The following is a 12,089-nucleotide window of genomic DNA, read 5'->3' as shown; positions in this document are numbered from 1 at the left end:
TGTTATTAAAATTTAGTTAATATTTCTGCATTCTTTACCCGCTCCTCCCGCTCAAAGCTGGCGAGGTAATTCTCCGTTGTTTTGAGGTCTTGATGACCGAGGCTTTCCGAGATATAGGCAATGTTAGCTCCCGCCCGCTTTAACACCGTGGCGAACGAATGCCGGGCCGTATAGGTCGAGATATTACCGATGCCGAGCTTTTCACCGACCTCCTTCATGCGCTTGTTGATCGCACGGGTCAGGTACTTGGTTTTATTCTTACGGGTTATCGCATCTTCTTTACCGGTCAAGATTGGGAAAATAAACGCGTCGGGGTATGGTGTTTGCCCCCAGCGGTCGATAATAGTCTGCATCGGAGGCGTCAATACCGCCTGTATATCCCGCAATGTTCGACTGGTGGATTCAGTCTTTTGCCGGACGAAACAAATTTCGCCGTTCACAATGTCCCTGTACCTCAACTTCACGAAGTCGGCAACATTAATCCCATTGCACAGGTAGAGAAATAGCCAATAATCGCGGTATTTGGCCGTCGCCTCGCTCCCATCGTCATAATTGGCTATTTGCCCTATTTGCTCCAAAGTAAGGGCCATTTTGCGCCCCGTACCGGCTTGTATTTCGTATCGTCCCCGGCCAAACGGGTATTGCGATTCTTTGAGCACTCCCAAGCGCTTTGCATCGTTGAGAACTGCGCGCAGCGTTCGCAGGTGGATCGCTATTGTAGTTTGCCGCTTCCCTTCTTTACGCATGAAATCGGCATACTTTCCCAACCACGCCACCGTGATAACATCGAACCGAATCCGCATCCCGGCAAACCGCTCCAACCCCTTCAATACATTGTCGTATATCAACATATTTCCTATACGTCCGGCCTTCTCCAATTCTGCTATTTTCGCCCGAAACATCGTATTAACCGTATCGGATGCTGCGCCTTTTAGTCGGTTATTGAGAGCGTCGAGCGAGAACCCGCCAGCCCCTGCCAACTCCTCAACAGCCGTCCGCACGATCTGATAGCTGCTTTCGATGTCCTTGCGGATCGCCACAAGTGCACGCACCTTTGTAGTCGGCAGTATTTCCCATTCCTCCGGCGATAAATCCTTTCCAGTCGGATAATAGTTCCGCACTCGATTGTAGGTAACACGGATTTTTACGGGGCACTTCCCGGACTTTTTCGGGTGCGCGGTATCAAACATTGCGGCCACCGTCACACCGTCTTTTGAATAGTTCATTTTGTGTATAAATTTTAATTTACGGTACACAATTTATACACAAATATACGGATTTAATCGAAATAAGCAAAAATAGATTGAAATAAAATAGCTATATTTGCACCTGAGAAACAGATATTTACAAAACAAAATAAAAATAGGCAAAAATCGGCAAAAATCGCCGAATTACGCTTTGGGAGCAGGGGGTCGTGGGTTCGAATCCCGCTACCCCGACAAGTAAAAAAAGCCTTTCAGAATCATCTGGGAGGCTTTTTTTGCGTTTTGTCGCAGACTGCCCGATTTTGCCGATTTTGGCTCGGTTAACACGTTTTTTGCCCGTTTGTGTAAACCAATGTGTAAACCGAGATTTACACGATGAAAGCTAATGTTGAAGCCATTTGCTGCAAATCCAAACCTCTTAAAGACGGCTATTTCCCTTTAATGCTCCGAGTTACGAAAGACCGCAAACGCAAATACGTTTCGCTCGGCCTTTCCCTGCACGAAAAGTTTTGGGATTTCGAGAAAGGCAAGCCCAAACGCAACTACCCGGACAAGGAGCAAATCGGAACGGCTGATAGCGGCCAAAACAGCCGAGTACAACCATCTCGAAATGCAAAGCTAAGCCAAAACCATTAGCAACACGCACTTTACCGAACACTTACCCTGCACCCCTATACCCCACCGTCCGCAGCAATTCGAAAGGTCGGGGCTTGCCGGCGGCGGAAGGGACGACGGGAAAGGGCAATAGAAAGAACGACGGAAGGGGCAACGGAAGGGATAACGGGGAAAGGCAATGGAAAGAACCACGGAAAGGGCAATGAAAGGGACGGCGGGAAGGACAACAGAAAGGGTAACGGAAGGGGCGACGGAAGGGGCGGCAGCCGAAATATAACCGGGAAGGCGTTTTTTGCAGAAATTATTTTGACTTTTCGGATTTTCGACTTATCTTTGTGCGCTCTTAAAACGATAAGAGCCCCAAATGTTCGGGGTGTAGCGCAGTCCGGTTAGCGCGCCAGCTTCGGGAGTTGGAGGTCGCTGGTTCGAATCCAGTCTCCCCGACAAGAAAAAAGAGGATATTCGATATCCTCTTTTTTCGTATTGACCCTAACCTATCCCACGATGAAACTACTCCACATCTGTTTTTGCGTGCTGATCGGCACCGCGCTATCCGGTTGTGAAATACCGATGACCGCCCAAGACCGGATCGCCGTGACACGAATTTGCGAGGTGCTGGAGCTGAAAGCCCAGGTTGCCGCAGCCGTCTGGCCGGGATTCGACGATCCGCAATTCGAAGTGCCGCTGGTCTACTTCACCGACTCGCTTTGCTATGCCGTAAATCCCGAAGCGCGGTTTCTGGCGCAATATCCGGCAACGCTGCGTTACAGGGACGGTGAGTTGAAAATCTATACGACGCCCACGATCGACTCGCTCGAATTCCACATGCAGGGAACGATTTCCTTAGACCCGGCCGATGCCGGTTCGGCATACGACTACCGTTCGGCATACCTGCTGTGCAGTTCGCCCGAGATTACGGCCCGCTGCATACCCGGCACGGAAGAGGTAGCCATATGGCGAACGATGGTGCTGCATGAATATTTCCACGGGTTCCAATTCCGGCATCCGGCGTATCTCGCGCAATTCGAAGCTTCGGGAGCGAGTCTCATCCCTTCGTCGGAGCTGGTAGGACACTATCAAAGATACGGCTGGTACAAAGAATCCGTAGACCGGGAAAACGCATTCCTGCTGGATGCACTCAGGCAAACCGATGCAGAGATTATCCGCAGGGACATCGACGGGTTTAGGAAACTGCGCGCGGAGCGCCATGCAAGAATGCGGCGCGAACTGGCCCCGGAAGCAGTCGGAGCGGAACGGGTTTACGAAACGATGGAGGGCACGGCGCGTTACATCGAGTTCCATGCCTGTCCGGGCGGCTACGACCTTGACGCGAACGACTGGCTCTACCGGACGGACATATCCCAGTATATGTATGCCACAGGGTTCAATATCGTCCGGCTGCTCGACAAGCTGGGGGTCGATTACAAGACGAGGCTGTTTGACGAGGGGCTCGCATTGGACGGGCTTCTGCCCGAATAAACGGACACGGGCACAGGTGCCCCGGCAATGCCGCGGGTAAAAGCCGCCGAGGAAAGAACATCCGAGGATGAGCCGTCGAAATCGGAATAGCTAAGATCGGAGCCGACAAGGAAAGAACTGCCGAGCCCCGAGGAAGAGCCGACAAGGGAAGGGCATCCGAGGAAGAGCAGCCGAGATCGGAACAACTGAGATCGGAACCGCCGAGGTAAGAGCCGACAAGGAAAGGGACAACCGAGAAAAAAACAGCCGCCGACGGACGGCGGCCCCTTTTTCAGGAAGGGATATGCGTCAAAGCCGGTGATAGTGGCAATAGAGCAACCCGCCGTCGTCGCCGTGCAGGTGCATACCGCCGCCGAGGCAATAGCGGAACATCTTGCAGGAGGCGCATTCGCCGCGCCGCGCCCACTCGCGGTTGCGGAAGGGTTCGAAGCGGTTTTGCCACACATCCCAGAACCGATCGCGGTAGATATTGCCCTGGTTGAAATTGGCACGGATCGACGTGCAGCCCGAAATGGCGCCGTCGACGCGGATCGAGGCGACGGAAACGCCCGCGGCGCACTGGTAGAAATGGTCGCGCACCTCGGTTTCATACCCGCCGAGGAAGCCTTCGCAAGCATAGCTGACGTCGATGCGCCCCTCACGGCGGGTCTGCCGGATAAACTCCAGCATCGCACGGAACTGTTCGTCGGTCATGCGCAGCGACGGGTCGTCCTTGGCACGGCCCATGGGGAAGATCGAGAAGAGCCGCCAGTGTTTCAGGCCCTCGGCGACGAGCATCCCGCAAAAATCGCCGAGCCTGGGCACCATCGCCCCCGTGACGCAGGTCACCACGTCGCAGGCGAGCGACGGCTCGCGGACGATCATGCGCAGGGCGCCGAGCGCCCGTTCGTAACTGAGGGGGTTGCAACGGATATAGTTGTGCTCGCGTTCGAAGCCGTCGAGGCTCACCGAGACCGTACGCAGCCCCGCATCGAGCAGGCTGCGGAAACGGGATTCGGTCAGCCCCAGCCCGTTGGTCACCATGCCCCACGCATAGCCGCGGCGGGTGACCTCCGCCCCGGCGCGTTCGAGGTCGGGGCGTACCAGCACCTCGCCGCCCGAAAAGATGATGAGCACCTGCGCAGGGTCGACATGGGGCGTAACCTCCTCGTCGAGCACCTTCAGGAAATCTTCGAGCGGCATGTCCGCGACACCGGGATCCACGCGGCAATCGCTGCCGCAGTGGCGGCACGAGAGGTTGCAGCGCAACGTACATTCCCAGAAGAGCGTATCAAGCCTGTGCTCGGCGACGGTCGAGGAGTAAAGGTCGGAAAAAATATTGAGGGCCAGACGCTTGCGCAGCCCCAGGCGGCGACAGGACATGGGTTACTTCCCCCCTTCGGGAGCCTTCTTGCCCTTCGTGTCCATATAGGGCGTGTCGTCGGCGGGTCTCTCGGCTACGGGGTCGAGCTGCTCGTCTTCGGCAGGGCCGACCGCCGACTCCTTGAGAGGCACGCCGATCGTTTTCTGTCCGGGAGGGCGAACCCCGTACATCACCATCACGCGCGGGGGTGCAACCGAATCCCTGACTTCGGGCGCACCGGCTTCCTGTTGCTGTTCGCCCTCGCCCTTGGCGGGCGCATTCTTGACCGTGGAACAGGCTGCCGAGAATCCCAGCAGGGTCGCAAGTGCGAGTTTCAGTTTTTTGTTCATATTGCGTCGACGTTAAAAACAATCTTCAGGACAAAGATAAAAATTTTCTGCCAAAGATGAAAAAACATGCCAAAAAGTTTTGAAAGCCAATGTTTTTTATTTTACTTTGCCAAGTACAAACTTTTTAATTTACATTTTTATGACAGGCAAGGTTAAATGGTTCGATAGCAAAAAAGGCTACGGATTCATTACGGGAGAGAACGGCAAGGAAATCTTCGTTCATTTCTCGGGTATCGTGACGGACGGTTTCAAGTCGCTCAACGAAGGGCAGGCAGTCGAATTCGAAGTCGGCAGCGGTGCCAAAGGCGAGCAGGCTGTGAACGTAACCGTGGTTGAATAACCCGGCGTCCTCCAAATTCAGGGAATAAGAGCTGTATTTACTCAATATATCCAAGCACTGAATTTTATGTAATTTACGGTGTCCGGAATTCCGGACACCGTTTTTCTTTGCGGGGCGCAGCCTGTGCGACGGGCGGCCGCAGGCCCATTACTCCCCTGCCGGAAGGATATGCCCGGTGAAATTGAGGTAATGGCTGCGCCTGTTGAGGTCTTTATTGATCCGGACAAAGCACTTGTTCGAACCCTTATACAGCGTCACGATCACCTCCCGGTCCTGCGCGTTTTGGGGGCCGACGATCAAAAGCCGGTACTGCAGGTCTCCGCTGCGCTTGCGTTTGAGCAACGTCATTTCGGCTGCATCGTCCTCGATGTTCAGGGTGCGCCACGTACTGCGGGGAAAGAGGTTGGGCGACAGCCGGATGACGGCATGCGTCCCCTGCATGGAAATGTAACTGTCCGGAGATTGTTTCACCGGGATTTTATCGCCCGGCAGGTAAAATTCATCCCCTTTGATCACGAACATGCGGGCATCGAGCGCCCGGAGCGCCTGCTCGTGCAGGGCGGCCGAGGCGGCGTCCCCGTCAACGGATCGGGGTTCGGGGGCAGAGGCCGATTTGGTTGCCGCACAGCCGGCCAACACCAGCGCCAGCACCAGGGTGGCGGAATACGAAAATTTCGATAAGGTTCTCATGGCTATACAATCACGGTGTTTACATTGTGGTATTTCGGGAAAAGGACAGTCGCCAGGGGATTTCTGTTGGAATTAAGATTTCAAAACAGGAACTTTTTCATGGCAACATTTTTTAGCAAGACATGTTTATTATAAAGCCCGCGCTTTATTTTATTCACAATATAATAAATAAAATTGCATCCTGCAAGAGGGCGGGCATTTTTTTGCCCGTTTGAAAAATAAATCGTAATTTTGGGCGGCAATTTAGGTTAATTCAGGTTCAAACATAAAAACCCAATCACAATCATGAAAGAAGCAATCGCAATTCTGACTGGCGGCGGCCCCGCACCCGGTATGAACACCGTAGTAGGCAGCGTCGCAAAGACTTTCCTCCGCAAAGGTTACCGCGTAATCGGCCTGCACGAGGGCTACACGGGGCTCTTCAACCCGTCGCCCCGCATGGTGGACATCGACTACCCCATGGCCGACGGCATCTTCAACCAGGGAGGTTCGTTCCTGCAGATGAGCCGTTTCAAACCCAAGGATTCGGATTTCGAAAACAACTTCAACCTCAAGTTCTTCACCGACAACAACGTCAAGCTGCTCGTGACGGTCGGCGGCGACGACACGGCATCGACCGCGAACCGCATCGCCAAGTTCCTGGAGGCCAAGAAATACCCCATCGCAAACATCCACGTGCCCAAGACCATCGACAACGACCTGCCGCTGCCCAAAGGCACGCCGACGTTCGGTTACGAGTCGGCCAAGGACAAGGGTGCCGTCATCGCACGCGCCGTCTACGTGGACGCCCGCACGAGCGGCAACTGGTTCGTACTGGCTGCCATGGGCCGCAGCGCCGGCCACCTGGCATTCGGCATCGGCGAGGCCTGCCACTACCCGATGATCGTCATCCCCGAGATGTTCGACAAGACGGAAATCACGGTCGAAAAGATCGTGAACCTCGTCATCTCGTCGATCATCAAGCGTAAGATCATGGGCATGGACTACGGCGCCGCCGTCATCTCGGAAGGCGTATTCCACGCGCTGAGCGACGAGGAGATCCGCAAAAGCGGCATCCATTTCACCTATGACGAGCACGGGCACCCCGAGCTGGGCAAGGTGTCGAAGGCGCACATCTTCAACGAGATGATTGAGAAAAAGCTCAAGGAGATCGGCCTCAAAGTCAAGAGCCGCCCCGTGGAGCTGGGTTACGAGATCCGCTGCCAGACCCCGATCGCATACGACCTGACGTACTGCTCGGAACTGGGTATCGGCGTACACAAGCTCTTTGCCGAGGGCAAGACCGGATGCATGGTCTACGTGGATTCGGAAGGCAATGTCAACCCGCTCTACCTGAAAGACCTGCAGGATCCGACGACGGGCAAAATACCGCCCCGTCTGGTGGACATCAAGTCGGACAAGTTCTCGTCGGTGGTGGACAACATCATCAATGCCATCACGCCTGCGGACTACGAGGCTGCGAAGCAGTATGTCTCAAACCCCGAGGAATACGATTTCCACAAGATTCTGAACTGGAAATAATCCCGCGCAGGGACATTTTGAAAATCCCCGGAGGCTATCGCCTCCGGGGATTTTGCTTTGCAGCAGGCAGCGGGAAGCGGGAGGAGAAGCGGCAGCGGGAAGCGGAAACCGGCAGGCTATTTATCGGTTTCGATCCAAGTCCATTTATGCCAGATATATTCCAGCGGCCCCTGTTTGTGCCTCCCCAGCCACCATTTGCAGAACCGCACCTGCAGCAGGAACACCAGAATCCCGACCAACAGGCTGGCCGTATATCCGCACCGAGGGGCAAGGTAGAGGCCGAACGGGAAATAGACGAAGGCCCCGATGACGGATTGGGAGAGGTAGTTCGTAAGGCTCATCCTGCCGTAGAAGCGCAGGCCGGCAACGGCGGCACTGAACTTCCTGCGTTGGTAAAGCAGGATGAACGAAGCGACCAAGACCAGCGTAAAAGCCAGCTTCTGCCACATGTCGAGCGCCGTTCCGGCTGTCTGCCCGACGACTGCACCGTTGTCCATGACAAGCTCCCTGAGCGTATACAAAGGGGCGAAGGCAATGGCGGAGACGATCAGCGTTTTCACCCAGAAGCGGAGATTCTTTTCGGTGGCGGCGAACAACTGTTTCCTGCCGATATAGAAACCCAGGAGGAACAACCCGGCAGTCTGGACGAAACGCCCGGCGTTTACCGCCCACAACAGGCTGGCCTTCTGTCCCAATGTGACATTGCCCAGGATGAAATCCCCGAAATTCCCGGCTTTCGTGTATTCGGCCACTCGGGCATACAGTTCACCGACCCCCAGGTCGGGCAGCCGGTGGGCCGGATCCAGCAGGGCGGCTACGCAGTGGTACCATTCGACAGGCTGCAACAGGAAAACGACGGCGGCGGCGAGGATAGCCCCGTCGCTCCAGTTGCGCGTAAAAAACAGGACGAGCCCCGCGATGACGAACAGCAGCAGGACATCCCCGGCCGGGAAAAAAGCCGCGTTCAGGGTTGCGAAACCTGCCAGCAGTACCAGCCGCCACAGGAAACGACAGCCGAAGTCCCCGCCCCGCCGCTTCAGGTTGTGGCTTTGAATATAGAACGTAAATCCGAACAGGAGGGCGAAAATCGCATAGGCCTTTCCGGCAAACAGGGTAAAGACGACGTTGAATACCCCTTGATCCAATGTATTCAGCCAGCCCGGGGAATCGGCAGGATAGACCGGGAAGATAAAATGTTCCAGGTTGTGAACCAGGACAATAGCCATAACGGCAAAACCCCGTAAGGCATCCACGGCCTCTATGCGCGGATTCTTGCCGATGAGTTGTTCCGATGAATTATTCATATATTATTTACAATTTATCCGAGCCTTTTGTGCCGCAGGAGGAACCGCGTCAGAAAAGCGTCGGTTCGGTCAGCGCGACTCCGGCACGCTGCGGGTGGAGGTTCACGAATTCCAGGCCCCGGCGCAGGGCGCGGAAAACCGTATGGCGCGTGCCGCCAGGCGAACCGTCGTACCAGGCGACGAGCAGCGAGGCATGGTCGACGAGGTAGTTGTTGCGCACGGCATAGCACCCCGCATGGTAGACCGGTGACAGAACGACGGCATCGTCGGCCGAGGCCATCGCAGCGCGGTAACGGGCGCGGTCGGCATGGGAGAAGCGCGCCTCCTGCCCGCCGAAGGGCACTACGGCGACGAGCCGCAGCCCGGGGAGGGAATCGCGCAGTTCGAGTACCGCCTCGGCGGCCGCCAGGTCGAAGCCTACAGCCATGCCGCAGAGGAACGTCCTGAAGCCATGGGCATGAAGCCCGCGGATCGCGGCGGCAAGTGCCGCGGAAACCTCGCCGCAATAGGTACGGTGGCCCGTGAAAGCCACGGTTGTGCAGGGATCGGGAATCATGTTCCCAAAGGTAACAATTTGGCGCGGACTTTGCAACTCGAAGGGCTGAATCAAATAAACACCAATAACTATGAAAAACACAGGAATCGTCATCGTATCGCTCGTGGGCGGCTTGATTATCGGATCGGCCCTCACGATGCTCTTCACGCCCCAGTCGGGTGCAGAACTCCGTAAACAAATCAAAGACCTGATCGGCGACGAAGTCGACAAGGTACGCGAAAAGGTGGACGAAGTGCGCGGCAAAGTCGAGGAGGCACGCTGCAAATGCGACGAAAAGTAAACTTCGCCCGGGCGACGCCTCATGGGAACGGATAACAGGAAAACTTCGGGCGGCTCCTTCGTCGCGGCGCTGGTCTTCTTCGTGATGACGGCCTCGATCGCCATCTTCCTGCTGCTTACGGCGCTGGTTGAGTGGCTGTCTGTGGTGACGGGCTCCTTCATCCTTTCGTCGCTCATCGTCGGGGGATTCTTCGCCGTGCTCGCAGCGGTGATCTACCTGCTCGCGATACGCGAGGGCGTGGAGCGCATCCGCGACCAGGTCGAAACGGTCTACGACGTGGCACGTGCCGCCAAGGAGGGGTACGAGTGGCTCACAGACAAGTTTTTACTGCTTATGAAGCTGCGCGAAATGCGTAAATGAAAAGGGCGGCACGTGAATGCCGCCCTTTTCGCATATATTGCAATACCTAATACTATTTGCCGAAATAACGCTTGTAAAGGCCTTCGAAACCTTTGCCGTGGCGGGCTTCGTCCTTGGCCATTTCATGTACGGTGTCGTGCACGGCGTCGAGGTTCTGCTCCTTGGCCATGCGGGCCAGGCGCATCTTGTCCTCGCAGGCGCCGCTCTCGGCGTTCATGCGCTTGTAGAGGTTGGTCTTGGTGTCCCAGACCACCTCGCCGATCAGTTCGGCGAACTTCGAGGCGTGCTCGGCCTCTTCCCATGCGTAACGCTTGTATGCCTCGGCGATCTCGGGATACCCTTCGCGGTCGGCCTGGCGGCTCATCGCAAGGTACATGCCCACCTCGGTGCACTCGCCCATAAAGTGGTTCTGGAGACCTTCCCAAAGCTCCTTGCTGGCGCCCTTGCCGTCACCGATGACATGCTCGGTCACAAATTCGAGGTTGCCCTCCTGCTCCACGACCTCGACGAATTTCTCCTTGCCAACTTTACACATCGGGCACTGGTCGGGTGCCTCGGGGCCTTCGTGAATGTAACCGCATACGGTACAACGCCATTTCTTTGCCATAATCGTAATAATGTTTGAGTGTTAGTTTTTCTGTTTGTGCAGTGCAAAGGTAACGATTAGGCACAAAATCCGGATAAAATCACGATTGTCTTTTTTTATAGGGCGATAAGCAACGCTTATAGCGGATGCAATGTGCACGCGCGCGAAAAGAGGCGGGAACGGCAGAGGAAGGACAGCAGAAAAAGAAACAGCAGAGAGAAGAACGGGGAAGAGAGGATAGGGCGGAACGGAAACGACAGAGAGAGGAATTGACGGAGAGGGACGGCAGAGAGAGGACGGCGGAGAGGAACAGCGGAGAGAGCCGGCAGAGAGAGCCGGCGGAGAGGGACGGCAAAAAGAGCCGACGGAGAGGGCGGAGAGGACGTATATGACGGGACGGGCGCCGGGAACGGGGCGCCCTACCCTCTCCGGTCGATAACCTCTTCGATATAGGGCACGTCGGTGGAATCCTTCACCAGCACGCGCTTGTCGCTGTCCAGCAGGTAGAGCGACGGAATGGCCGTCAGGTCGTAGGTGCCGTTTTCGCGGACGAGGCAGCCGGCATCGTAGGCGTTGATCCAGGTCGCAGGGATATGGTCGCGGTAATTCCGCCACTCGGTGAGGTCTTCGTCGGGATAAAGCGCCAGTATTTTGAGGCGGCCGCGCTCGATCATCTCCGAAAGCATGGGCGAGCCGGAGATCTGCTCGCGCAGCTGCTTGCACATCCCACAGCCGGGGTTGTTGATGAACAGCAGCGTATATTCGGCCTTCACGCCGTAGAGCGTACCCGTGGCGCCCGAGGCGAGCGTATAGCGGAAATCGTTGGCACGCTGCCCGAGGCGGTTCTGCGATGCCATAGCGAGGTCGTAGGCCGGCCCGATGCGTTCGTATTCGTCGTAGTAGGGGCTCGCCAGCACGGCCTGCATTACAGGGATATAGAATTCGTCGTTGCGCAGCGGGGAATTGGGGTCGTGGATCACCTGTTGGGCGAGCATCGTGAAGTAGTCGAGCAACGGGCGCGAGGCGGAGGCGCGGCGCATGAGCGAATCCATCGGCGCGGCGTCGGCCGGACGGTCGGAGATCAGGGCCACCCACCGGGCATAGGCCTCGACCATCTGTGCGGTATCGGCCTCGCGGACGAACAGGGTATCGGCGAAATCGAAGCGATCCCAATAGTGCCAGCGCAGGTAGTCGCGCTGCTCTTCGGGCGAGAGGCGCGCCGGCGCGATCGCCGGGAGGAATACGCGAGGCTGCGGCACACTGGCCGTCTGCTGCGGCCGTGAACGGCGTCCGCCGCAGGAGGCGGCGAAGAGGGCCAGAGCCAGGATTAACGCGGTGCGGTACATAGGCGTAAAGTTTATGTGCAAATATAGTTTTTTTCGGCAACACTGCCGCTATCGCCCGGACAAAATGAGCCTGCCGGGCAGATTTGCACGGTAGTTGCAACCTCAATGAGCGTTA

The 12,089-nt window shown here is 56.3% G+C and carries 14 protein-coding genes and 1 tRNA gene; 7 read left to right on the top strand and 8 right to left on the bottom strand.

Going from position 1 to position 12,089, the window contains the following annotated elements; translation table 11 throughout:
• Positions 1-5: 5 nt before the first annotated feature.
• Positions 6-1,226 (bottom strand): site-specific integrase, encoded by a 1,221-nt coding sequence (locus tag NQ559_RS13130; protein WP_018697256.1) that lies wholly within the window; start codon positions 1,224-1,226, stop codon positions 6-8.
• A 354-nt stretch (positions 1,227-1,580) separates the two neighbouring features.
• Here NQ559_RS13130 and NQ559_RS13125 point away from each other — a divergent pair, with 354 nt between their 5' ends.
• The 3 genes from NQ559_RS13125 (at position 1,581) to NQ559_RS13115 (ending at position 3,299) form a co-directional block, all read left to right on the top strand.
• On the top strand, positions 1,581-1,841 hold the full coding sequence (locus NQ559_RS13125; RefSeq protein WP_233428594.1) for an Arm DNA-binding domain-containing protein: 261 nt from the start codon (positions 1,581-1,583) through the stop codon (positions 1,839-1,841).
• A gap of 348 nt (positions 1,842-2,189) precedes the next feature.
• Positions 2,190-2,264, top strand: a tRNA-Pro gene (locus NQ559_RS13120).
• Between the two features lie 60 nt (positions 2,265-2,324).
• A complete protein-coding gene (locus NQ559_RS13115) occupies positions 2,325-3,299 on the top strand; it encodes a hypothetical protein (RefSeq protein ID WP_143257153.1) in 975 nt (324 codons plus the stop codon).
• A gap of 288 nt (positions 3,300-3,587) precedes the next feature.
• Here NQ559_RS13115 and NQ559_RS13110 read toward each other — a convergent pair whose 3' ends face one another.
• Together NQ559_RS13110 and NQ559_RS13105 are read right to left on the bottom strand one after the other, a co-directional pair.
• Complete coding sequence (locus NQ559_RS13110; RefSeq protein WP_018697258.1) at positions 3,588-4,661, bottom strand: TIGR04133 family radical SAM/SPASM protein; 1,074 nt, start codon at positions 4,659-4,661, stop codon at positions 3,588-3,590.
• A 3-nt stretch (positions 4,662-4,664) separates the two neighbouring features.
• Positions 4,665-4,991, bottom strand: coding sequence for a hypothetical protein (locus NQ559_RS13105; protein WP_018697259.1), 327 nt, complete (start codon positions 4,989-4,991; stop codon positions 4,665-4,667).
• A gap of 139 nt (positions 4,992-5,130) precedes the next feature.
• On the opposite strand from NQ559_RS13105, the gene NQ559_RS13100 reads away from it, so the two are divergent.
• On the top strand, positions 5,131-5,331 hold the full coding sequence (locus NQ559_RS13100; RefSeq protein ID WP_018697260.1) for a cold-shock protein: 201 nt from the start codon (positions 5,131-5,133) through the stop codon (positions 5,329-5,331).
• Positions 5,332-5,478: 147 nt separating this feature from the next.
• On the opposite strand, the gene NQ559_RS13095 is transcribed toward NQ559_RS13100, so the two are convergent.
• A complete protein-coding gene (locus NQ559_RS13095) occupies positions 5,479-6,021 on the bottom strand; it encodes a DUF4251 domain-containing protein (RefSeq protein WP_018697261.1) in 543 nt (180 codons plus the stop codon).
• Positions 6,022-6,306: 285 nt separating this feature from the next.
• Between NQ559_RS13095 and NQ559_RS13090 the strand changes: the two genes are divergently transcribed.
• The gene (locus NQ559_RS13090) at positions 6,307-7,542 is read left to right on the top strand and encodes a 6-phosphofructokinase (protein WP_018697262.1); all 1,236 of its coding nucleotides are present in this window, start codon (positions 6,307-6,309) and stop codon (positions 7,540-7,542) included.
• A gap of 116 nt (positions 7,543-7,658) precedes the next feature.
• Here NQ559_RS13090 and NQ559_RS13085 read toward each other — a convergent pair whose 3' ends face one another.
• Positions 7,659-8,846 carry a DUF418 domain-containing protein gene (locus tag NQ559_RS13085; protein WP_018697263.1) on the bottom strand — a complete coding sequence of 396 codons (1,188 nt, stop codon included), beginning with the start codon at positions 8,844-8,846 and terminating at the stop codon, positions 7,659-7,661.
• A gap of 49 nt (positions 8,847-8,895) precedes the next feature.
• The gene (locus tag NQ559_RS13080; RefSeq protein ID WP_018697264.1) at positions 8,896-9,402 is read right to left on the bottom strand and encodes an SLOG family protein; all 507 of its coding nucleotides are present in this window, start codon (positions 9,400-9,402) and stop codon (positions 8,896-8,898) included.
• 70 nt (positions 9,403-9,472) lie between these two features.
• Between NQ559_RS13080 and NQ559_RS13075 the strand changes: the two genes are divergently transcribed.
• Together NQ559_RS13075 and NQ559_RS13070 are read left to right on the top strand one after the other, a co-directional pair.
• On the top strand, positions 9,473-9,682 hold the full coding sequence (locus NQ559_RS13075; RefSeq protein ID WP_018697265.1) for a YtxH domain-containing protein: 210 nt from the start codon (positions 9,473-9,475) through the stop codon (positions 9,680-9,682).
• A 21-nt stretch (positions 9,683-9,703) separates the two neighbouring features.
• Positions 9,704-10,042, top strand: coding sequence for a phage holin family protein (locus NQ559_RS13070; protein WP_018697266.1), 339 nt, complete (start codon positions 9,704-9,706; stop codon positions 10,040-10,042).
• Positions 10,043-10,094: 52 nt separating this feature from the next.
• On the opposite strand, the gene NQ559_RS13065 is transcribed toward NQ559_RS13070, so the two are convergent.
• On the bottom strand, positions 10,095-10,649 hold the full coding sequence (locus NQ559_RS13065) for an NADH peroxidase (RefSeq protein ID WP_018697267.1): 555 nt from the start codon (positions 10,647-10,649) through the stop codon (positions 10,095-10,097).
• A gap of 398 nt (positions 10,650-11,047) precedes the next feature.
• The gene (locus NQ559_RS13060; protein WP_018697269.1) at positions 11,048-11,974 is read right to left on the bottom strand and encodes a DUF5106 domain-containing protein; all 927 of its coding nucleotides are present in this window, start codon (positions 11,972-11,974) and stop codon (positions 11,048-11,050) included.
• Between the last annotated feature and the right edge of the window lie 115 nt (positions 11,975-12,089).

This window comes from Alistipes onderdonkii (assembly GCF_025145285.1).
GTDB lineage: Bacteria > Bacteroidota > Bacteroidia > Bacteroidales > Rikenellaceae > Alistipes > Alistipes onderdonkii.
This window is presented reverse-complemented; position numbering and strand designations above follow the sequence as displayed.